Origin of the sequence: Pedobacter sp. Leaf41, from assembly GCF_001422545.1 — a bacterium.
Classification (GTDB): domain Bacteria; phylum Bacteroidota; class Bacteroidia; order Sphingobacteriales; family Sphingobacteriaceae; genus Pedobacter.
Map to the genome: position 1 here is coordinate 44837 of NZ_LMLE01000011.1, position 20233 is coordinate 65069.

Sequence of the window (20233 nt, forward strand, 5' to 3'; positions counted from 1 at the left end):
GCAAATTAAACTAATCCAATTTAATTATTTTTTTAAACTTTTAGATTAAAAAATTGATAATCAATACTTAATAGGGATGCTTCTCGATTTTTTTTATTTTTTACATTGCAACGTGCTTTGTTAAATTAAATACATATTAACCATAACTACCCATGAAAACCCAAATATTGTACCTATTGCTAATTGTAGCAATGGCAATAAGCTCCTGTAAAAAAGATAAAGATGATGGATTAACTCCTGAAACGCAAACCGGTGCAAATACTTTTTCCTGTAAAATTAATGGAGGAATATTCATTCCTGTAAAAGAACTATTTGGACCAACACCTCTGTATTCTCAAATTGATGTTTATAACGGAATAAAGACACTTGGAATAAGTGCAAGTAATCCGAATACATACATAAAAAACATGCATTTTAATATTTACGATTTCAAAGGAGAAGGAGAGTATCGCGTTGATATAACTAAAGATACATATATAGATTGCTATATAAATGTACCATCTCCAAATCTAGAAAAATCAGAAAGCGGTATTATTCGAATCACAAAGTATCAAGGAAAAATTGTATCAGGAACATTTGAGTTTAATGTTAAGCATGAAGGGGCAAATATTGCAGTTAGCTCTGGCCGCTTTGATATTACATTACGCTAAATCTCAAAATTTGTAAACATCATTCATAAGCTTTCATTTAAAAAAACAACTATTATGAAAAAAACATCTTTATTAATTCTCTCTTTTATTTTTTGTTTATTTAAAGCGAATGCTCAAGTTGATGAATTTAAGCATACTGCTGATAGTCTTTTCCAGCATTTAGACAAGACAGGAATAAGTACCGGTGTACTTTATGACAGGGTATTTCCTTATGCAGCGCTTAATAATTTCAATCTAATTACCCCTGATACGAGCTCTATGTGGCATTTCAAACAGGCATATAGCGAGTATTATCGATCTGCTTACAATCCATCGCCTTCCTGGTTGACTGTGAATCAATTAAAGGAAAAGGCTATAATGGCACAACTTTAGCAAAAAGTACCAATAGCTTTGGGCGACTTTCAGTTTAATGTAATTGATACTAATTCAATAGAAATCGGCTTAATTAGCTTAAATCCCACCGACAGTTTATATTATGATGTTAACGGACGCTCTAGACATCCATTTAATATTACAAACACTTTTGTAGGGGCTGCCTTGGTTGATAGTGTACTGATGGGATCAGTAGATTACAAATTTTCCCCAGAATTTATTTTTAATTACAGCAACAGAACCTTGACCAATTTATCTGTAGATTTTGGCGATGGAAATGGTTTACAGAGTGTTAGCTTAAATAGTGATAAGTCGATTTATTATAGTACTACTGGCTATGTTCACTTAAAGTTTATCGCAACATTTTCTGATAATACAACAATAACGACATTTTCTTCTCTAAAAATTTTTGGAGAACAATCAAATCAAAACCAAATGCGAAACTTGAATAGTTGTAATACCCCGACTACATTTGATATTTGGAGTAAACTTAGTTTTCAGGGTTATGATGAAAGTAATGCGACAAAAGGTAAGGGAGATGTTACCATTTATCATTCTAAAATAAATAATTGCGATGGGATTATTAGAAAGCCCATTATTATAATTGATGGTTTTGATCCAGGAGATGGGCAAAAAGGTTATCAATTATATGATACTTATCTAAACAATCCTAATAAAGGATTACTAGGAGATAGTTTACGCAATCGAGGTTATGATTTATTTATTTTAAATTTTCCTACTTATCAAATCAATGGACACAGCAGAGACGGCGGTGCAGATTACATTGAAAGGAATGCCCGAGTTTTAATGGCTTTGATAGATTCGGTAAATCTTATGAAACAAGGCAATGAGAAAATGGTAATCATCGGTCCAAGTATGGGTGGCTTAATTAGCCGCTATGCTTTAACTTATATGGAACAAAACAATATGTTACATAATACAAGGTTGTGGATCTCATTTGATTCGCCGCACCTTGGTGCTAATATACCAATAGGTGACCAATATTGGCTTGATTTTTACGGCGAAGCTACCCAGAATGAAAATATTCTTGTGAACAGAGATAAAAAAATCGGCTCAACTGCTGCGAAGCAAATGCTTGTTTCACATTATTTGAATAATGGTAATCCTCATAGCTTCCGAAATACATTTATGAATACCTTAAATGCGCTAGGATTTCCCAATGGCGATGCCAACCAACCATTTCGTAAAATATCGCTAATCGATGGAAGTTTAGGTGGAACTGAAATAAATATTGCAGGGGATAAGGCCTTTACTTTTGATGTTCACAGATGGCATGATATAGATTTGTGGCTTTTTAAAGTGCGTTATAAAACTTATACCGTAGCTTCGTCGAGAGTGTATTTTACAGGGAGTTATGGTACTAGTAATGTCGTTTTTGATGGTTGGTACAAATTCAAAAGTAGAATTAATTATTCAAATACTGCTATTTATACTTCGGGGTTTGACGTAGCACCCGGGGGAATTTTTGATACCCAACAACAAATAGCAGAGAATGGAGATGGACAATTAATACATGCCTTGGGCAAACAGCCACATGGAGGCATTAGATTTAAAACTAGCTTTTATTCTGTGATACCAAACCATAGCTTCATCAACACTAAAAGTGCTTTAGCTTATAATGGCTCAAACCAAAACTTATCAGAAAACATTAGTGAACGGAGCTTGGTTTGTACTGGTGAAACACCATTTGATAGCTACTTTGGTGATTTTAATTCAAATAGAGAACATGTAGAACTTTGGTCTCCTGCTGTCGATTATATTTTAAAAGAGATAGACGCAATCCCACAGCTACCATTAATAAAATCGAATTTATCAATTAGTGGGCAAACATCTTTTTGTACAAGTGCATCTTATACAATACCAAACTTGCCATCAGGTACAATGGTAACTTGGACCGCTAATAATCCCAGTTACGTAATTTTATCAACTTCAGGAAGCCAAAATGAAACTGTACAAGTCACAAATGCAGTATTTAGCGCAGCGGTAATTTTAACTGCTGAAATCAAAACAAATTGTAGCAGAGTTGTTTTAACTAAACAAATAATTTTCGGTCCTCCGGTCGGAGGCTATATTACATTTTCTAATGCTGGCGCCCCAGCGGGCAATCCTGTAAGTTTACAGCCATGTGAGCGCAGTAATTCAGGAACATTTTATTTTACAGATAACTATGGTAATACTTTCAATTCATATGATAATCCTGGTTATGAATTTGAGATTATATCTACTGTAAATTGTGATTTTTATCCTGATAGATATTTTGACTTTGCCTTTGATATTGCCCCATCATTTTCAGGTGGCACAGCTACCGTTGTAGTCAAAGTTAAGAATAATTGCGGGTGGAGCGATCCGTAAACTGTTGATTTGATCGTGCCAACATGTTACGGTGGTAATAGGTTTGCTGTTTATCCTAATCCAGCAAATACAGAAGTAAAAATTTCGTTCGACCAAGATCTGAACTCAAAGTCAGCAAATAAATCTATTGCCAGTACAAATTATTTTAGTGTAAAACTTTTCGATGATAAAGGTAAATTGATAAAAGGTGGGCAAAAGGGGGTAGATAGTAGCTCAGTTGTATTAGGGACATCCGATCTTCCAAATGGCACATACTTTCTTCATATTTTAAAAGATAAGGCAGTTATCAAAAAGCAGATTATTGTACAACATTAATAAATTACGCCTCATGGAGATGGCAACTTTGCTATCTCCATTTAACTCAACTGCTTTATGAACACATTTCAAAGTTACGTCTTAACGGTATTTTGCGGCTTTATTATTTCAACCGCAGATGCACAATTAATAGAACAACCAAATGTACCAACATCTAAGCTAGCTGTACCATTTTTATTGCTTTCTACAGATGCCATATCATCAGGTATGGGCGAGTCTGGCTCTGCCTTGCTCTCGAGCAGCACTACGGCTGAACTCAATACAGCAAAGGCAAACTTTTTGGTCGAAAAATTTGGAATGAACCTGACATATACGCCTTGGTTGAGGAAATTAGTAAGTGATAGAAAACTCATGTTTGTTGGCGGCTTTTATAAGGTTGCACCAGAATTTACATTAACAGCATCTCTAAATTACCTTTCTTACGGACAAACTGATTTAATAGATATTAATCAAATTAGTTTGGGTACCATACAGCCAGTAGAATATGTGGGTACTTTAGGTATTTCAAAAAGTTTCGGATCAAAATTCTCTTTGGGAATGAAATTGAAGATTATACGTTCTAATCTTTACACCGGATCTGATTCTTTTGTTTTCATACAATCTGGTACTGCTTATGGCGTCGATCTATCATCTTATCACATTTTTCCCATCAATTCATTTTCGGGCAATTCAACGATTGCCTTTGCTATAAACGTTGAAAATATTGGTCCCAAAATCTCATACTTTAACCAGTTTGACCAAAAATCATATTTACCAACTAATCTAAAAATTGGCACAGCTTTTAAAACGATAACCTCTTCTGAAAGCGAAATTGGTATTGCTTTAGATTTTAATAAATTATTGGTGCCACAATATCAGTTAAAATCTGATGAGAGTGTGTTTGAAAGTATTGTTTCATCATTTGATGGCAAAAGTGGCTCTAGCATTAGCGATGTAAGTGTCTCTATGGGTGCTGAATATATTTATAATAAAGCTGTTTCTTTTAGATTAGGTTATAATCTGCAAGGCGATAAACGATTATTGGGTAGCTTTTTTTCGGCTGGTGTGGGTGCAACACTAAAAAAAGTTAGTTTAAACATGGCTTATATAACTGGCAATCCACAACGGTCATTTTTGAGCAATACGTTGAGATTCACTTTGGGTTATTCTTTCCCAAGCGCTCTGTAACGCGAGGTAATCATCCGTTACGACATCAACAAAAGAAATTATTTATTAGGAAGTTATTCTCATGCGGCATAATTCTGATCTCGGAAACGCTTCGTTTTTTGAGACAAGAATCAACAGAAAAATTCTCTTTGAACAATTTACCTTTGACGTCACCTCGCTGCGCTCGGTCCAGAATTCTACTTTGAAATGGTCTGAATTTTGGGAAGTGCACAAATCTGCGAGTTAATAACACACCTACATGAAGACTTCATGGACACCTTGTAAGTTATACAGGACTTAATTTATATCCTATTCTGATCGTTCGATATAAGGATGATCACCTTCCGCAGGAATATCATTCTGCTGTTCATGTAAGGATGTATTCAAAGAACTAATAATTTGATCCTTAAATCCTTCTAATTCGGCGTTTGATGATAAGAAATTGGCCAATTTTTGCAAAGCTTCTCTGCTTCCAGCGATTTGTATGTTCATAAATTTAAAGTGACAAATTTTACGCCAAACTAGGCGTATAATCCTAAATCTGTCATACATTATCTGATAATTAGTATCCTATAATCGATTTAGCTCATTGTATTTATTCTAATTAATATAAGATTGAAATTTACAACAGTTATTATTTTGGATCAATAAATAAGATCTACGATTTGCTTATGGGAAAAATATTCATTTTTTTAGACGAAAAATATAATTACAAACCCCTCAACCTATCAAAAATCGACCGTTATTTGGTAATTTCAGTTTTATGAAAGCCATCATAGTTATTAATGGTTCTTTTATTATTTATTCTATAATTTAGGTAATATAAATTTTTGGTGGGTTAGGCATATATCAAGTACCTTTATATTTCTGAAGTTAACTTACTAATGTTACAAAAAATATGACCCAGAATAGGAATATTTCATTTGATAAACTTTTCTATAAAGTTGCGACAAATCAATTTTCCCTCGAATATTTAGAAGAAGTACAATCTTTTTATCCTGAATATTTAGAAGATGATTCTGATGAGATTAAATTTAAGTGTGAAGATTTAATTAGTGCCATATATTTTATGAACGGCATGTCTGACAAATCGCTTGAGATAGACTTAGAACTGCTTAAAAGGTATCGGATTGAAAGGTGTGATACGTTACTTCTGAGGACAGCAAAGACAAGTGCAGAATTGAAACGGACAGATGATGTTTTCACTTATATAGTTCGTTTCTTAAAAGACACACACAAAGATGACGATTGGTCAAGGAAACTTCCATTGCTAGCATGGTACGTTGAATTCTATTCAAAGGGAGAAGATGGCACATTTAATAATTTTGAACAAACGTTAACGTCTATAACAAACAACTTAGGCATCAAAGCTATCGCAGCGATTTCCTTTTCGGATCGTGTTAGATTTATATGGGAAGATTTTTTACGAGCTCAAAAAGAGTTACGCGCATTCCATTTGGCTTACTGGAAAGCTAAGAAAGAACAAAAAGATAAGCTGTTAGAAGAATACTTACGGACTGAAACAATCGCTTATTTTAAAACTGAAATCATAAATACCATTAAGATAAGCGAATCAATAAAAGCTAATAACGAGAGAACCTGATCATAAAACCCTGATTATTTAATAAGTTTCATGAGTTAGGACTTAAGAATATTATAGTTAGCAGAGTTGCCTACGATTATCCTGCTGTATTCCGCTTTTTTCCTATATTATCATAAACTCATTTCATTAATCAAACTCAATTATTAGTTTTAGATAATGAGTAAATGATAAAATATAATAGCAAATTAAATGTTAGTAAATGCACTTGCCCACCATTCTCTTTTTTCATCCTGTTGAACGGTATAGGTTTTGGGAAGAGTTTTAATGAAATTTTGTGATATTAAGTCACCTAAATCCAATAGAACAGCTAATAGAAACAAACAAATAACTACACAAACGAAGTATAGTAATTTCTGTTTTGGGGTTGGATTTGACATATTATGTTCTTAGAGTTTATTACTACTATAATTTTGACCATAACCAGCGGCTACCACATTGTTCGCATTTTGCGTATAGATTTTTGACAAAGAAAAAACGGTACCCATAATAAAGGCCGATTACAGCCACAGCGCTACCGGAAATTAATAATAAAAGGTCCAATTTTTTAGTTAATGTCCAAGCACAAAAGAGCACCCATAGAGTAGCTAAAATGAATTTTGTTAGCCAACTCTTGCGAGAATCTACCTTTAGTGGAAATCCACTGCATTTGGGACAACGTTTATACACTTCCATCGTTAAATGTTTTATAGGCAACAATTTTGATTTAGCTTATCCCAATTTCCAAGAAATTCATCATTATCTATGCTTGAAAGATCGACTATGCCTCTCGTTAAATATTGCTTGCATTTATTATATGTTTCTTCACCGGTAGCAATATAAAAGTCGGGAGCAGTCATGAGGTCTCCATTTAGATTCACAAATATATAGTAGTGGTTAATGTTAATTCTGTCTTTCATTAATGGCCATCCTGTATTCTTTTTTTTATAAATGGCTTTAACTTGAATGATAAATTGCTTGTCATTCTTTTCTGCAAGAATATCAATTGATTTAGCGTTACCCATAGTAATGCCAACGCTAAATCCTCTTCTGAGAAGCTCTGCTGCAACAAAATATTCACCTGAAAGTCCTGTACTGTTTCTTTCTATTTCAGCCACGCTTTTTTTATTTTATTGAGACATTGAATCTAATCTCTCATCTAGTTTTACTAAAACCTCAAACACGGTGCGGAAGTAATCCAAGGCTAGATCTTTTGAGAAACTTTCTTGATATAGTTGTGAAAACGTTGGGGAAAGTGTTGTGATTTCTGTTTTTGTTCCGCCAGTAATCGCCTTCCCTTGCATTAATTGCTCTTTAATATCATTTATATTAAACATGAATCCTACAAACTTGGCAGGAGCATCGGCAATTATTTTTTTGGTTCCCGCATGAGAATATGGATTTCTAACCTTATCTCGAAGATTATTAAGTGTCTGAGATTCCTCGTCTGTAATCAGCTTTTCTTTTTTTGCAAACAACAACGTATTAAATAGGATTTCTCCATCATATTTTTTGATTGCTTCTTCAGTCTTTTGGTTGTATAGATCTGGTTGTGAATAATTAATACCTAGAGTATGCTTTTTTATTAATACCAATTTAACTAGGCGCTCTAACAGATGGTTCGTAGAAAATATACTAGCCTGGTTAAGTTCTAAAATTAAGCATTTCAATATTTCATTTATCAACGATGTTAGTTCAATGAAGTGCGAGTGTTTAGTTTCAAAATATACGCTAATGGAGTTATAGTTTTTATCAATGGAATTTAAAAATTCCACTTTAAGTTTTTCGTTTAGAGAGACGCTCATGTACTATTTTAAATTTAAATCCTTGTATAGCAATTCAATTAATTTTTCTGTTTCATGACCTAATTTTTGATATACTTCAGAGTAATCTGCACTATCGTTTTTATCCGCTGCCAATCTTAACTCTAAATTACACGCCATACCCATTTGGCTTAAGAGTTGTTCAATTTTATTTCTATTGCTTTTAGAAAGGAATATGATATTGGCATCAACTACCTCAACAATTTCCCTAAGGTGCGCTAAAGTACTTCCGGAATATGCATAAGGAGAGAAATCCATCCCCCTGTATTCAGCAACCTTTCCAAAACATGATGATTTAAACTTGGTTAACTTACTAGATATTTCGGTAAAAGCCGGAATTTTACTTGCATATAATAGATCAAATTTTTTGCTTTTAATTGCAAAGAAATATGTTAATAATCCAACAGTACTAGCCGCTGCTATAGGTATAAGGAGAGTTGTAATTTGTAGTAAAGTCATATTAAATTTTCAGAGTGATGAAATTTAGATTTGTGGACTAAAAGAATCCCTCTTGCAAGCTTTTATAAAGTTCCAACCGAAATCAGTTAAAAAGAAATCTTCTGAAGCAACTTGTTCTATTGACCATTGTGGGTTAGTAACGTGTGGATCATTGCTAGGGTATTGAGAGTAGGCCGCTATTTCTCCAATGATGCCCAATCTTATTAAATTTGACATATCTTCTCCTAGTAAATCCGTTGGATATGTTTCGCCACTCATTCTCATCTCAACACTACCACCTCGTTCTTCAAATGTATTTAATATCTTTATCTCATCTGAAGATAATTGCGAAAGAATGTTGGGATAAACAGTAGTTGTTAGGGTTACATTTACATAAATAATTAGTAAATAGATTTGCCCACATATTTTGTAACGATTCATCTTCTTCTAAGGAAACATTTTCCAAATACGGAAATAGCACTTTTAAATTCACATTTCTTAATTTAAGCCCTTCATCTTGTACAATTTGTTGCACCTTTTTTAGATTCCTTATTTGGTTTTTAAGACGTCTAGGCTTCAAATTATCTGAAATAATACCTCCCCACTCCTCAGCTGCAGGTCCAATTAACTTTGTTAAAATTCCGTTAGCGGTTTTGGCGGTTTCCACTAAACTCTCTGATTCAATTGGCGTCATATTATAATTTTAAATAAGAATTAAGTGTTAATCTATGATAGATACTCAAAATAATGGATAGTTTATTATTTCTTCTGAAGTTTTTTTATTTCCTCGTTCGTGTGGGTATCTAGAATTTTAGCATAGCGATAAAACGTTGCTCTTGTTAATTGAAGCCCTTTATAAATTTGCTCCGGTGTTTTGTCCATGTCCTTATAAACCGAACGCATAACCAATAATTTAGAAATAGTATCTTTGGTAAGTCCTTTTGGCCTTCCTCCGGTACGACCTCTTGCACGAGCAGATTGTAAACCAGCGTTAGTTCTTTCTCTGATTAATTCCCTTTCATATTCAGCTAATGAAGCCATTATATTTAAAAATAGCCTGCCATTAATCGTTGCTGTATCAACCCCATCGGTTAACCCTTTGATTATTATACCTTGATCGCTTAGATTCAAGACTAAATCAATAATATGTTTCAAACTTCTTCCTATTCGGTCCAATTTCCAAACAACTAATTCATCACCTTTTCGGAACTGTGCAATCATCTTATCGAGTTCCGGGCGAACCTTTGTTGCTCCAGAAATTGTTTCTTTGAAAATGATCTCACATCCCGCCTTTTCAAGCGCTTCGATTTGCAAATTTAAATTTTGTTCTTTCGTAGAAACCCTGGCATATCCGATCTTCATTATTGTATCATTAAAACGTTATTAAGTAAATTTAATAAACTTTGTTTTGTGATACAAGTTTTTGGGAAACTAGTCTTGATAGAATCGATTAGTTATATACATTTCTTTAGAATCTCATAATACCACCGTTTTTAATGCTATAAACCACATTTGAAACAAACTTAATCAGTATTATTACTGACCACATGTCACTTAAAGAAATCCTTTAACCACTCTGGTGTTTTGCAAGATGTATTTTTGTATACACAAAAAATCTTGCGCCCTTGAGGTCGGGTATTTCCTCGGAAATACTTAAAACACTAATAGATCATCCAAAAATTCTGCAATATCTAATTGGTAATGTATTCTAAAAAACAATAATCTAGGGTATACTAAATGGAAGACGTTTTTGTACACAACGAATATGCGAGATTTATATCGATAAGTAAGATATCCCTAATGCAGAGCAAAGAAAGCTAAAAATAAAAATGCTTTTTTTACCCTATAACTATAAGGGTAGTAGTAAAAACCTTTTCAAAGTCGGAACTTATCTAAGTTTCGAGCAAAATTAGAATGGCCAGCGCTCATCTGTGGATTGTGGACCCCACCATAGCGTAATGCTAATTTGCTTCTACCGATTAATTTTGATTTCAAAAAAATATCCGAATCACTATTGTGAAAGAAAAGGTATAAATCCAAATTGCATTATTCCAAAGCAGTAAATATGGCAAAAAAAAACACGTGATCCCGAACGTAATATACAAATGTTCATTTGACGTGTAATTAATTTTAGGTTTATCCACAGCTTATGAGACATCTTCCGATAGACCGAATGACCCCTGAGAAATTAATGGAAATGTTAAAGAAAAAAGGAGTAAAAATGTCTATAAATCAAGCGAAGGAAATCTTGGATTTGCTATATATTTTAGCTATTTTGGAAGTAGAGCAAGTTTTAAAAAGATGATTACAGCAGATTTATATATAAGAGTAAGTACTGATGAACAGGCTGATAAGGGATATTCCCAGCGCAACCAAGAAGAGGTTTTACAGAAATATTGTTTCGCCAGAGATATCAAAGTGAGGAAAGTTGTTTTTGAGGATCATTCCGCCAAAAGCTTTATACGCCCTGCCTGGCAAAAATTATTGGCTGATCTAAAAAAGAAAAGAGGACAAACGGATTTGGTACTTTTCACCAAGTGGGACAGATTCAGTAGAAATGCGGGGGATGCCTATCAGATGATAAAAATATTGGGTGATCTCGGTATAGAGCCGCAGGCCATTGAGCAGCCTCTTGATATCTCCATCCCTGAAAACAAAATGATGTTGGCTTTCTATCTCGCAGCTCCCGAAGTTGAGAATGATAGAAGAGCGCTCAATACTTTTCACGGAATGAGAAGAGCAAGGAAAGAAGGGCGATGGATGGGGCCGGCGCCCATAGGCTATACTAACAAGGTAACCGAAGACGGGCGAAAGTATATTTGTCCTGTAGAGCCACAAGCGTCAATAATGAAGTGGGTATATGACGAATTATCTACGGGTAAGTGGTTCATTGATCAGATCTGGAAGGCAGCATCGGATAAAGGGCTGAAGACAGGTAGAAAAAATTTTTGGCAGATAATTAGAAATCCTATTTACTGCGGTAGGATACCCATTGCGAAATATAAGGACGAGGAAGCCCATACAGTTATAGGGCAACATAAAGCGATAGTTTCGGAAAGCATCTTTTATAAAGCTATGGATGTTTTGAACGGCAGAAACAAACCAAAAAAGACTACTATATCTTCTCCTGATGCGCTTCCCTTGCGTGGCTTTCTGATATGTCCAAAGTGCGGCTACATGCTCTCAGGTAGTGCTTCAAAAGGTTACAGCAAGCACTATCACTATTACCATTGCTTTTCTAAATGTGGGGTGAGATATAATGCGGACAAAGTCAATAAGCTTTTCGTGGAGGAGTTAAAAAAATACACTATAGATCCACTGTTGCATGAGGCCTATGTTATGATTTTGAAGCAGGTTTATCAAGCTTTTGCAAGTGAAGATAATAATGAATTATCAAATGTAAAAAAACAGTTAGAGGAGTTTAATAATAGAATTTCGAAGGCTAGGGACAAGATGCTCAACGATGTAATTCTTGATTTTGAGTACAGGAAAATAAAATCAGACTGTGAAAGAAATATCCTTGTTCTTGAAAATAGACTCATCGATTTATCCAGGGGAAAAGAGAATATTGGTGAACTAATCGGAAAAGCGACTGGGTTGCTCAAAAACCTACATGAAACATATATAGAGGCAGATTCTGAAGGAAAAAGGCGATTAATTAGTTCGATCTATCCCCAAAAACTCACTTTTGACGGAACACAACATCGAACTGTTCGAATGAATGAGGCTGTCCGCGTTCTAGGCACTTTAAAGGCCGTTTTTGAGGGCAAAAAAAAGGGGCAAACCAAACAAAAATTTGATTTGCCCACTATGGTAGCGGGGAGCAGGATCGAACTGCCGACCTCAGGGTTATGAATCCTGCGCTCTAACCATCTGAGCTACCCCGCCGGATAAAAATATTTGCTTATATTGTCAAATATTTAGGTGGTTATTTTTTGGAGTTGCAAATATAGAATAAATTACCTTTCTTTAGAAAAATAAAATAAAAAAAATACGTCCGGATATATTCTGCAACCGCTGTTATTTACTGATTAAATTATTTAATTAATTGTTTTTATTACTGGGTTAACTGTATTTCATATTGATAGTTTATATGAGCTAAATCATATCATATATGCTTGTTTTTGGCATTTACTGTCTCATCTGTGTCTCATGCAGAATTAATCTTTTTAAGCTTACGCATCATATATAACAGATATAGAATCACAATCATATCAATGATGATCCAAATACTTCTAACAAAAAGGGATTTTCCAAATTAGCTGAAATTTTAGTGCTGCTCCAAGATATAAGAGTGTAAAATTTGAGTTTCGACAATATATTAAAGTTGCCTGTAAGCTAATACAACAAAGCCTACAGTAACTAATGTCATGTTTAATATATAAACTCCATAGGGAAGCTTAAATACGCAGAGTATTAGGATTAGAATCAAAAGGAATTTAAGAACCTTATCTGTTTGGATATCCTAATCTATCAAAACAATTGGTATAGCTTCAAGGGATTTAAAATCACATTTAGGGCATGGAATCTTACTATCTTTACTAATCATGGATGAATTTAAAATTTTAAATCCAGTTTTTCTAGAAAACCATCTTCCTGTTTCACCCTTTTTATTACACATTGGACAAGTCTTATTTGTAGTTACAGTTAATATTTTACGGTTTTTGCAGCTAGCTAATTCATTATTAGGCTGTTTGCTGTAAAATGCCATCTTAGATAATCCAACGGTTAGTTGTATTTTATAGTTACAGTGAGAACAAGAGAAGTTATACTTAGTTGCCATCTGTAGGCTTTCTTATTTTTAGCCACTCTATTAGCTCATTTTTGCGCTTGAAACTTATAATATCAAGTACTAAACAAAGTGATATAGTATGACTATTAGTGATAAAATATACCCTACAAATTCAAATCCTAACTTAATGAGACTCATGATTTTAGTTTCAGGTTAAAGGCTAGAAAAAAAATAGTATACAGGAAGTGCTAAAATTGCGATAACGAATAAGGGAGCATATTCATCATTTATCCATCTTTTAGTTTTTAAAAACTTGTCGCTGTAATAAATTATGATCCATCCAATTAACGTCAATGATGCCCAAATTGCTAACGATTTCCAAGCTTGGTTTAAATAGCTACTTGCTGTCGTACCATATTGAGTTAGTATAGTTTGGTCAGGATTTGCCTTCTGAAGGGAGGAATATTTTAAAACTAACTTCAGTTCATTAAAGGTTAAGAATATGCCAAATGCAATTATAATTAAACCTAATAGCGTTAAAAAATAGGATAATGTTTTTTTCATTTTTGATTAATTTAGATTTATAAAAATATGTGATTTGTCACATAGATACAAAAGTATAAGAAAACCACCTTTGATTGGTGGCAAAAATTAGAGATCAGGAATACATTAAATCATTTGGGGCTAATCTGAGAAAGATTAGAAAATCCAAAGATATGTCCATGACTGAACTTGCTAATATTTGTGGTATAGAATACCGTCAAGTGGCAGATATTGAATTGGGCAAAATAAATACCACTATATCAACAGTTAAAGCTCTTGCTCTTGCCTTAAATTTAAAGCCAAGAGATCTTTTTGAATTTTAATTTCTGGGAGAGAAAAGATTATATATTAAGAATGTATGTCTTTACAAAGCACCTTATTTCTTCCAAATCTGGGCTTAAAATAAGATCTTTTTCAAGAACACTATTGACCCATTTTGGCCCATGATTACCTACGCTTTTGTCAAAAGACTCAATTTCTCCAATTTGAATTATTATTATTCCGACTTTTTCAAGGTGAAGATTAAGTTTTTTAAAAGCAACAGTAGCATCACCGGCTGTCAAGATTGCCTTACCTGCGCTCTTTGCTTTTGTCCATGCTGAAGATTTTTTAAGAATTTGTTGTAATTCCTTTATTTGCTTATCAGATAAGTTAGGTTCTGAGGCTTCATCAAAAACATTTTCTAATGCTTTTTTAGCATCGACTGTATTTAATTCTGGTCTTTGGTTATCAATGTCTTGTTTAACAATTTTGAATTCTTTTTGGATGTCAGCCCAATTGCCTCCCATAATTTCATACATCTCTTTTAATGGCTGCTCATTGTTATAAAGATCAAAGTCAGCTATTATTGTCAATGGTACGTCAATTTGCTTTAAAGCATTCATAACGGTGGGAAATCTAGCTTTTCCACCTGCTTGAATATAATGTATATCTGGAGATGGCATAACTTCATGTTCAACGATTGCGGTTGCAAGAGCTGATAAAAGACGGCAATCAGAATCACTTTCACACAGAACGACTTTAGAATGAAACAAACCATCAAGTACATTAGAGTGCCGCAGTATTGAATCTTTCCAAATGATTTTTAAGTCATTGTTGTTAAGAGTCGAATATTCAACAACATTATTCTCTCGTTTTAATCTAATGATAGTTAATCTGTCTCCTGCATAATCTAAAATCCCCTTAAGAAAATGCTCGCTATGTGTTGCTATTAATATTTGCTTGTTCTCGTGTACATTTTTGGAAATCATCTGACCTAATAACTTGGCTTGAGGTGGATGCAAAAATGCCTCTGGCTCATCTATTAAATTGATACCATAGTTTTCTGCAATTAAAGAAAGAAAGACCCCTGCAAAGCTTTTCATTCCATCTCCTTGTACTTGTAATTGTGGAAGTTCCTTTAAATTTTTTAAATAACTTGAAGACACTCTATCATCTCCCTCTTTTATAATTGGCTTTTTACCTACATGCATTGGCACATTCCCACCTGCACCAAAATTCAAAGTTATGTCGATATCAAAGGCGGTTTTGAAATATCTTGTGAAGTCCGCAAGAAGATCACCATTCATCTGTAACGTATGAAAGGGATGAACTGGCGGCTGAGACAAAAGATCAATGCTACTTGGTGGAGAAACAAGATTTAATCTATCGCTAGTGTGCAAAATATTCACATTAAATTGGCTAAGAATACCAGAATCATTATTATCCCATGCTCTTTTAAGTCCATCATCTTGGAATGGACTCTGAGCTTTACTGAAGTACGACCCGTTTATTAAACGGTGTTCAATATTTTCTTTGAAGTCTTCCACGGATCCAGAAGTTTTCGTTGCAATTGAGGCTATTGCTACATTTTTTAATGTATTATTCTTCAAAAGTGCTGTATATAGCTCTTTTAAGGTTACACTTTTGCCAGAGTTGTTAGCTCCAACAAAGAGAACTATTGAGTTTTCTTCTAAAATAAGTTTATAACCATTTTTGAATGTTATTTCTTTCAGAGAGATTGATCCTATCATATGAGAGTGTTTTTTCAAATATATAAAAGTTAAGTCTTATTTTCCCAAAATCACAAAAGAGCTATATTCATAGTATGTTCCATTAATCTTGTAATAGATTTTTTCATCATTTCCTGAGGCAATTGCAGTGACTGCTGAAATTTTCCTCATACCATCAGATACTGGAAAGGGACAATAGAGCCTTTTAATTTTTCCGTTTTTATTTACAACCAATAGGTTTTTTTCATTTTCATATCTATAAAAATTTAAATTATCCATAAAATAATATGTTATAAATAGCCCATCATAAGCTGACAGGCTACCCATTAATTAATAAACCAGTTATTTTGTTGTTTAGATAAAGAATTAGCAATACCATTAGTAAAAGAAAAAGCATTTAAGCCTCTATCTAAAAATGTATCTATGTAGCTTGCTTTATTTGCTCCTGTAAAAAGGTTATACAATTTCCACATGTTGATGCTACCATCATCTTCCCTGCAAAAGGATTCATCTTGGTAATAATCTTTTACTACTATGCTTATCTGAGTATCTCCAAAACTTAATTCCTGTAGATGCTTTTTATACTTTGGTGGCAAATGCTGATACATTTTAGCTTTACCAATTAACTGTGCAAATTGATGTTCTGTTAAAGATTGCTTTGTCAAAGATTTTAATTGATCCAAGTGCTGCTTTGCATTGTAGTTCTCAATCAAGTTATAAATGCCATCAGTAAGCTCGTTTAAGCTCCTAACTTTTAAATCTGCAATCAAACCATCAGTAGAAATACACATGTTGGTACAAACCTTATTTTGGAAGCCTATAAAGATTTTAAACCGTTCATCTGACCCTTTCTTACTATACAAGTTGTCAAGATTGTAGGCTTTAATTCCACCGATTGTTAAGTTTAACCTGTTCCCATTTATATTATCAGAAATTGATGGTATCTCCAGAGCAAAAGCCATTCTTTCATAGTAAATGGTTTTTTCTTCCTCTAATAATAAATGAGCAGGTTTTTCTTTAGCGTCGGGTATTCTGCCTTTAATTGGGTAGCTTACACGTACACTTGGTTCTAAAATAACCTCTCTCTGAAAAATATGTTTAGCTATATCTCCAGTTAAATTGATAAAATCTGCTTGACTGATTACTGGTTGATTATCTTTTACAAAAACTGGTATTAGGTGTTGATCCTTTATTTCTTTAGCCGTACTACTTATGGTATTAGCTACTATAAAAGGAATTGGACTAGAATCAGAAAGCTCAACAAAAGGCGATTCTATGTAATTATCTACTAATTTTAATACTTCCATCTTGGTTAAATTTTGTTATGGTGAATGATTGGTTAATTTTTTGTAGTTCTTCTTTTTTAGCGGTGAATTCATTCGCTAAATTTTGCTGATGAAATGGGTAATTTGTGTAGATAACTAAAAGTTCGTCTACAGAATTAGCAGAATCAATAAAAGATTTAATTTCCTGTAGTTCATTCTTGCCGTCATTACACCACTCTAAAATTTCCTGCCCCGTAGTTTGTGTCACTTGAAATTCTGGTTTACCAACAAATAAATTGGTTCTATCTTTTGATGCTGTCGCATGGTGTTTAGCATCAATATCTAATACTAGAGTAAATTCATAATCAACTCCATCCCTTTGAACTGCTTTAAGGCCTACTTTTTCAGGTACGTATTTTCCATCTTTTTGATTGAGTACATAATCCTGTTTAACCCTCATAGTAGAAATAATGTGGCAGTCAGCTTGAAGAATAGCATTTATGAATGCATTTTGCCTTGGGGTTATTTTACTCCAATTGGTAAAACTGTTACCACTCATGTTAGCATGGAGATCAATCAGATAATCCCAACAATGACTTGTGCTATCTATAATTATAACCTCAATTAGAGCTTTTAAGCACATTTGAATAGCTTCTATATATTTTTCTGGGGTATAAGGTGCTTGGATATTTAATACATTGTAATCGCCTAAATTGCTATATAAGTCAGCGCTGTTATTTTCAGTATCAATGATTACAATCTTATTCCAATCACCACATAAACCATAAGCAATTAATAAGGCTGAATATGTTTTTCCTGCCCCACTAGAGCCTTGTATAGCCATTTTTATTTTGGCCTTTTTGCGTTCAGCTTTTCTGATTTCCATTTGTTTAAAATTTAGTCCATAAAAAAAGGACTACAGTTGTGTACCATAGTCCTTTTTGATTTGAATGTTTCTAATGTGTTTTTCAGTAGTTAACCGAACACTGCTTGTTCTTCCGTTTGTTGATCATTAACTGAATACACATACCTATAATTAAGCATTTTCACTTCTCCTGTCGCCTGTACAGTATATTCATATTCATCTGTTTCAACTTTAAGGATTTCCCCTTTAAGCTCTTTACCTACCAATGCTTTGCATGTATTTTCATCGAAGGTTGAAGACATTAATGTTTTCCTCATTGTGGCATAAGGTAAGCCTGTTGCTTCAGAAATAACGATTTCTACGTCTCCTTGTAATTCTAATAGGAAGAACTCGTTTCCATCTTTCTCTTTTGTTTGGTAACCAGTAATTAAAACCATGATAAATTTTCTTTAGGTGAATAAATAATTTGAATTAGGAAGATGCAAGGGGGGACAAGCACTCTCTAAATTATGTGGGGGGAGTGTTCCGAGCCAGGCCATGAAATATCTGCTCAGAAAAAAAAACAAAAATTTTAAAAAAAATAGGATGCCGTTTCTGACATCCTATTAGTAGCTTAAGTATATTAAGTAGCTTAAGTAATTAATTTAACTTAAACTACTTAACCCACTTAAGGTATTTAAGCTAGTTGATTACTGCAAGCCCATATTTGCCCTTTTCAGGATTAATAATTCTTCCTAATGCCGTTCCTTTTTTCAAGTTGGCATAAAGAGTTGGCTCAGAAATCATTTTGTTAATTACTAAGCTCTCAGTTAGTAATTTTGCATCAATCAGTTCGTTTTCTCCGTTTAACTCTTTCAATTTGTCCAAAATCAAACCTAGACTATGATCTGATCTTCTCTTATCAAAAGTTGGATTAAGAATTTGATGTTCTTCGGCATTGCCATTAACATTCACCCATAGATTTTCATCCAGTTCAAATTTCTCCACAGTTGAATTATTATCATTTGCATATCTAGCTGCAACAAGTTTGCTATACCTCACATTGGATGAAGTCTTATTAATGCCAATTATAAAATCAGCTTCTTGAGAGATAACCCTACTGCCAGCTACGTTTTGCAATGTCATAGGCTGATCCTCATTCATTTTAGTACTGTGATGAATCATTATTAGGGTGATCTTTAGCTTATCTGCTAATTCTCTTATTTTCAACATAGTGAATCTAGCTATATCAGCGTTTTCAATTTGTCCATCAACCATTCTTGTGAGTGAATCCATAAATACAATTTTAGCCTCATTTTCCACTATTGCATTTTCAACAATATTCCAATCTTCATTTGAAGTAATTATTTTTGGAACATTTTCATTTGCAACAATATAGTTGGCTAAAACGCTTTCTTTTTCCTCATCATTGAAACTCTCAAACTGTTTCATGTTTCTTTCAGTCCTGCCCTGATATGCCTCTTCCATGGAAATAAAGAGAACTTTTTTGCTTGAGGAATTTATTTCTTTACCAAGAAATTCTTTTCTTCCTGCTGCAATACTCATCCCAAGATTTTCACAAAATATAGTTTTACCAGTTTTAGCCACACCGTAAATTAGTCCAACAGATCCCTCTTTGATGGCGGGATATAGCATTGGGATTTTAGGCTCGTTTTTTACTCGGTTAAACATCTCTGCTAATGAGCAAGTGACATTTAATTTTTCTTTCTTTTTCTTATACTCCGTTTCAAAAATTGCTTTCTCACATTCAGGTTCAATACCTAAGCTTACATTATTATAAGCAACCTCATCACTTTTTTTTACAGAATTTTCTGTCATATAATTAATTTATAAATGCCTACATTGACATTTACCCACAGTGATCAAAAACATGTCCAATCAGTCTCTTTTGGAGTCCAATACTGGTCTAATTTGGACCAATATGTCCATTAGGCTATCAAGATAGGTTGTATTTATAGTGGAAATTTAGCTATCTGATAGGTTGTCAGGTAAAATAAACCTGTCTTTAGATTTTTTAGTGTCAGATTTATTGGGGTCTAATATTCTGTACACAGTTTCCTCATTAAACTGTTGCCCATCTGAGTCTATGAAATTCTCAAAGATGAATTGTTTTAATTCTTGTCTGTTATTCTCAATAAAAA

Annotated in this window: 25 protein-coding genes and 1 tRNA gene; 8 read left to right on the plus strand and 18 right to left on the minus strand. The window is 33.5% G+C overall.

Annotated elements, in window-relative coordinates:
* The first annotated feature begins 152 nt into the window (after window positions 1–152).
* The 5 genes from ASE92_RS17875 to porV are packed head-to-tail and all read left to right on the plus strand — an operon-like array spanning window position 153 to window position 4877.
* On the plus strand, window positions 153–650 hold the full coding sequence (locus tag ASE92_RS17875; protein WP_056851493.1) for a hypothetical protein: 498 nt from the start codon (window positions 153–155) through the stop codon (window positions 648–650).
* Between the two features lie 54 nt (window positions 651–704).
* Window positions 705–1022 carry a hypothetical protein gene (locus tag ASE92_RS17880; RefSeq protein WP_056851494.1) on the plus strand — a complete coding sequence of 106 codons (318 nt, stop codon included), beginning with the start codon at window positions 705–707 and terminating at the stop codon, window positions 1020–1022.
* Between the two features lie 18 nt (window positions 1023–1040).
* Window positions 1041–3395, plus strand: a complete 2355-nt coding sequence (locus ASE92_RS17885) for a triacylglycerol lipase (protein WP_056851495.1) — start codon at window positions 1041–1043, stop codon at window positions 3393–3395.
* A gap of 15 nt (window positions 3396–3410) precedes the next feature.
* Window positions 3411–3710 (plus strand): T9SS type A sorting domain-containing protein, encoded by a 300-nt coding sequence (locus tag ASE92_RS17890; protein ID WP_056851496.1) that lies wholly within the window; start codon window positions 3411–3413, stop codon window positions 3708–3710.
* A 57-nt stretch (window positions 3711–3767) separates the two neighbouring features.
* The gene (gene porV, locus ASE92_RS17895) at window positions 3768–4877 is read left to right on the plus strand and encodes a type IX secretion system outer membrane channel protein PorV (RefSeq protein ID WP_056851497.1); all 1110 of its coding nucleotides are present in this window, start codon (window positions 3768–3770) and stop codon (window positions 4875–4877) included.
* 288 nt (window positions 4878–5165) lie between these two features.
* Here porV and ASE92_RS17900 read toward each other — a convergent pair whose 3' ends face one another.
* Entirely contained in the window at window positions 5166–5348 is a 183-nt protein-coding gene (locus ASE92_RS17900; protein ID WP_056851498.1) for a hypothetical protein, read from the minus strand.
* A gap of 406 nt (window positions 5349–5754) precedes the next feature.
* Here ASE92_RS17900 and ASE92_RS17905 point away from each other — a divergent pair, with 406 nt between their 5' ends.
* Entirely contained in the window at window positions 5755–6459 is a 705-nt protein-coding gene (locus ASE92_RS17905) for a hypothetical protein (protein WP_056851499.1), read from the plus strand.
* A 185-nt stretch (window positions 6460–6644) separates the two neighbouring features.
* Here ASE92_RS17905 and ASE92_RS21295 read toward each other — a convergent pair whose 3' ends face one another.
* The 7 genes from ASE92_RS21295 to ASE92_RS17935 form a co-directional block, all read right to left on the minus strand.
* Window positions 6645–6836, minus strand: a complete 192-nt coding sequence (locus ASE92_RS21295; RefSeq protein WP_162237773.1) for a hypothetical protein — start codon at window positions 6834–6836, stop codon at window positions 6645–6647.
* 306 nt (window positions 6837–7142) lie between these two features.
* The gene (locus tag ASE92_RS17910) at window positions 7143–7553 is read right to left on the minus strand and encodes a hypothetical protein (protein ID WP_056851500.1); all 411 of its coding nucleotides are present in this window, start codon (window positions 7551–7553) and stop codon (window positions 7143–7145) included.
* Between the two features lie 12 nt (window positions 7554–7565).
* Window positions 7566–8240: a hypothetical protein gene (locus ASE92_RS17915; RefSeq protein WP_056851501.1), complete on the minus strand. Its 675-nt coding sequence runs from the start codon at window positions 8238–8240 to the stop codon at window positions 7566–7568.
* Between the two features lie 3 nt (window positions 8241–8243).
* Window positions 8244–8717 carry a hypothetical protein gene (locus ASE92_RS17920; protein WP_056851502.1) on the minus strand — a complete coding sequence of 158 codons (474 nt, stop codon included), beginning with the start codon at window positions 8715–8717 and terminating at the stop codon, window positions 8244–8246.
* A gap of 24 nt (window positions 8718–8741) precedes the next feature.
* Window positions 8742–8975 carry a hypothetical protein gene (locus tag ASE92_RS17925; protein WP_056851503.1) on the minus strand — a complete coding sequence of 78 codons (234 nt, stop codon included), beginning with the start codon at window positions 8973–8975 and terminating at the stop codon, window positions 8742–8744.
* Window positions 8976–9027: 52 nt separating this feature from the next.
* Window positions 9028–9390: a hypothetical protein gene (locus tag ASE92_RS17930; RefSeq protein WP_056851504.1), complete on the minus strand. Its 363-nt coding sequence runs from the start codon at window positions 9388–9390 to the stop codon at window positions 9028–9030.
* A gap of 65 nt (window positions 9391–9455) precedes the next feature.
* Window positions 9456–10058 carry a recombinase family protein gene (locus ASE92_RS17935; protein WP_056851505.1) on the minus strand — a complete coding sequence of 201 codons (603 nt, stop codon included), beginning with the start codon at window positions 10056–10058 and terminating at the stop codon, window positions 9456–9458.
* Window positions 10059–10997: 939 nt separating this feature from the next.
* Between ASE92_RS17935 and ASE92_RS21000 the strand changes: the two genes are divergently transcribed.
* Complete coding sequence (locus ASE92_RS21000) at window positions 10998–12551, plus strand: recombinase family protein (protein ID WP_082455131.1); 1554 nt, start codon at window positions 10998–11000, stop codon at window positions 12549–12551.
* Here the strand turns inward: ASE92_RS21000 and ASE92_RS17940 are convergent.
* The 4 genes from ASE92_RS17940 to ASE92_RS17945 all read right to left on the minus strand — a co-directional run bounded on the left by ASE92_RS17940 (window position 12508) and on the right by ASE92_RS17945 (window position 13992).
* Window positions 12508–12584: transfer RNA gene (locus tag ASE92_RS17940), tRNA-Met, on the minus strand. The two genes, ASE92_RS21000 and ASE92_RS17940, sit on opposite strands and share 44 nt — an antisense overlap.
* 433 nt (window positions 12585–13017) lie before the next feature.
* Window positions 13018–13158, minus strand: coding sequence for a DUF6804 family protein (locus tag ASE92_RS21770; RefSeq protein ID WP_369817439.1), 141 nt, complete (start codon window positions 13156–13158; stop codon window positions 13018–13020).
* Window positions 13159–13161: 3 nt separating this feature from the next.
* Complete coding sequence (locus tag ASE92_RS21230; protein ID WP_157255784.1) at window positions 13162–13479, minus strand: hypothetical protein; 318 nt, start codon at window positions 13477–13479, stop codon at window positions 13162–13164.
* A 162-nt stretch (window positions 13480–13641) separates the two neighbouring features.
* Complete coding sequence (locus tag ASE92_RS17945; RefSeq protein ID WP_056851506.1) at window positions 13642–13992, minus strand: hypothetical protein; 351 nt, start codon at window positions 13990–13992, stop codon at window positions 13642–13644.
* 77 nt (window positions 13993–14069) lie between these two features.
* Between ASE92_RS17945 and ASE92_RS17950 the strand changes: the two genes are divergently transcribed.
* Window positions 14070–14294: a helix-turn-helix domain-containing protein gene (locus ASE92_RS17950; protein ID WP_056851507.1), complete on the plus strand. Its 225-nt coding sequence runs from the start codon at window positions 14070–14072 to the stop codon at window positions 14292–14294.
* 18 nt (window positions 14295–14312) lie between these two features.
* On the opposite strand, the gene ASE92_RS17955 is transcribed toward ASE92_RS17950, so the two are convergent.
* The 6 genes from ASE92_RS17955 to ASE92_RS17980 all read right to left on the minus strand — a co-directional run bounded on the left by ASE92_RS17955 (window position 14313) and on the right by ASE92_RS17980 (window position 19910).
* Complete coding sequence (locus tag ASE92_RS17955) at window positions 14313–15983, minus strand: ATP-dependent endonuclease (protein ID WP_056851508.1); 1671 nt, start codon at window positions 15981–15983, stop codon at window positions 14313–14315.
* Window positions 15984–16019: 36 nt separating this feature from the next.
* Entirely contained in the window at window positions 16020–16241 is a 222-nt protein-coding gene (locus ASE92_RS17960) for a hypothetical protein (protein ID WP_157255786.1), read from the minus strand.
* A 47-nt stretch (window positions 16242–16288) separates the two neighbouring features.
* The gene (locus tag ASE92_RS17965; RefSeq protein ID WP_056851510.1) at window positions 16289–17269 is read right to left on the minus strand and encodes a DUF3871 family protein; all 981 of its coding nucleotides are present in this window, start codon (window positions 17267–17269) and stop codon (window positions 16289–16291) included.
* Entirely contained in the window at window positions 17244–18113 is an 870-nt protein-coding gene (locus ASE92_RS17970; protein WP_056851511.1) for an AAA family ATPase, read from the minus strand. Before ASE92_RS17970 ends, ASE92_RS17965 begins: the two co-directional genes overlap by 26 nt.
* Window positions 18114–18202: 89 nt before the next feature.
* Entirely contained in the window at window positions 18203–18529 is a 327-nt protein-coding gene (locus tag ASE92_RS17975) for a hypothetical protein (protein WP_056851512.1), read from the minus strand.
* Window positions 18530–18773: 244 nt separating this feature from the next.
* Complete coding sequence (locus ASE92_RS17980; protein ID WP_056851513.1) at window positions 18774–19910, minus strand: AAA family ATPase; 1137 nt, start codon at window positions 19908–19910, stop codon at window positions 18774–18776.
* Window positions 19911–20233 lie beyond the last annotated feature (323 nt).

Excerpts from the sequence above, each read along its gene's own strand:
- ASE92_RS17875 (WP_056851493.1), top strand. The coding sequence starts at position 153 with ATGAAAACCCAAATATTGTACCTATTGCTAATTGTAGCAATGGCAATA.
- ASE92_RS17880 (WP_056851494.1), top strand. The coding sequence starts at position 705 with ATGAAAAAAACATCTTTATTAATTCTCTCTTTTATTTTTTGTTTATTT.
- porV (WP_056851497.1), top strand. The coding sequence starts at position 3,768 with ATGAACACATTTCAAAGTTACGTCTTAACGGTATTTTGCGGCTTTATT.
- ASE92_RS17900 (WP_056851498.1), bottom strand. The coding sequence starts at position 5,348 with ATGAACATACAAATCGCTGGAAGCAGAGAAGCTTTGCAAAAATTGGCC.
- ASE92_RS17905 (WP_056851499.1), top strand. The coding sequence starts at position 5,755 with ATGACCCAGAATAGGAATATTTCATTTGATAAACTTTTCTATAAAGTT.
- ASE92_RS21295 (WP_162237773.1), bottom strand. The coding sequence starts at position 6,836 with ATGTCAAATCCAACCCCAAAACAGAAATTACTATACTTCGTTTGTGTA.
- ASE92_RS17915 (WP_056851501.1), bottom strand. The coding sequence starts at position 8,240 with ATGAGCGTCTCTCTAAACGAAAAACTTAAAGTGGAATTTTTAAATTCC.
- ASE92_RS17920 (WP_056851502.1), bottom strand. The coding sequence starts at position 8,717 with ATGACTTTACTACAAATTACAACTCTCCTTATACCTATAGCAGCGGCT.
- ASE92_RS17925 (WP_056851503.1), bottom strand. The coding sequence starts at position 8,975 with ATGAGTGGCGAAACATATCCAACGGATTTACTAGGAGAAGATATGTCA.
- ASE92_RS17930 (WP_056851504.1), bottom strand. The coding sequence starts at position 9,390 with ATGACGCCAATTGAATCAGAGAGTTTAGTGGAAACCGCCAAAACCGCT.
- ASE92_RS17935 (WP_056851505.1), bottom strand. The coding sequence starts at position 10,058 with ATGAAGATCGGATATGCCAGGGTTTCTACGAAAGAACAAAATTTAAAT.
- ASE92_RS21000 (WP_082455131.1), top strand. The coding sequence starts at position 10,998 with ATGATTACAGCAGATTTATATATAAGAGTAAGTACTGATGAACAGGCT.
- ASE92_RS21230 (WP_157255784.1), bottom strand. The coding sequence starts at position 13,479 with ATGGCAACTAAGTATAACTTCTCTTGTTCTCACTGTAACTATAAAATA.
- ASE92_RS17945 (WP_056851506.1), bottom strand. The coding sequence starts at position 13,992 with ATGAAAAAAACATTATCCTATTTTTTAACGCTATTAGGTTTAATTATA.
- ASE92_RS17955 (WP_056851508.1), bottom strand. The coding sequence starts at position 15,983 with ATGATAGGATCAATCTCTCTGAAAGAAATAACATTCAAAAATGGTTAT.
- ASE92_RS17960 (WP_157255786.1), bottom strand. The coding sequence starts at position 16,241 with ATGGATAATTTAAATTTTTATAGATATGAAAATGAAAAAAACCTATTG.
- ASE92_RS17965 (WP_056851510.1), bottom strand. The coding sequence starts at position 17,269 with ATGGAAGTATTAAAATTAGTAGATAATTACATAGAATCGCCTTTTGTT.
- ASE92_RS17970 (WP_056851511.1), bottom strand. The coding sequence starts at position 18,113 with ATGGAAATCAGAAAAGCTGAACGCAAAAAGGCCAAAATAAAAATGGCT.
- ASE92_RS17975 (WP_056851512.1), bottom strand. The coding sequence starts at position 18,529 with ATGGTTTTAATTACTGGTTACCAAACAAAAGAGAAAGATGGAAACGAG.
- ASE92_RS17980 (WP_056851513.1), bottom strand. The coding sequence starts at position 19,910 with ATGACAGAAAATTCTGTAAAAAAAAGTGATGAGGTTGCTTATAATAAT.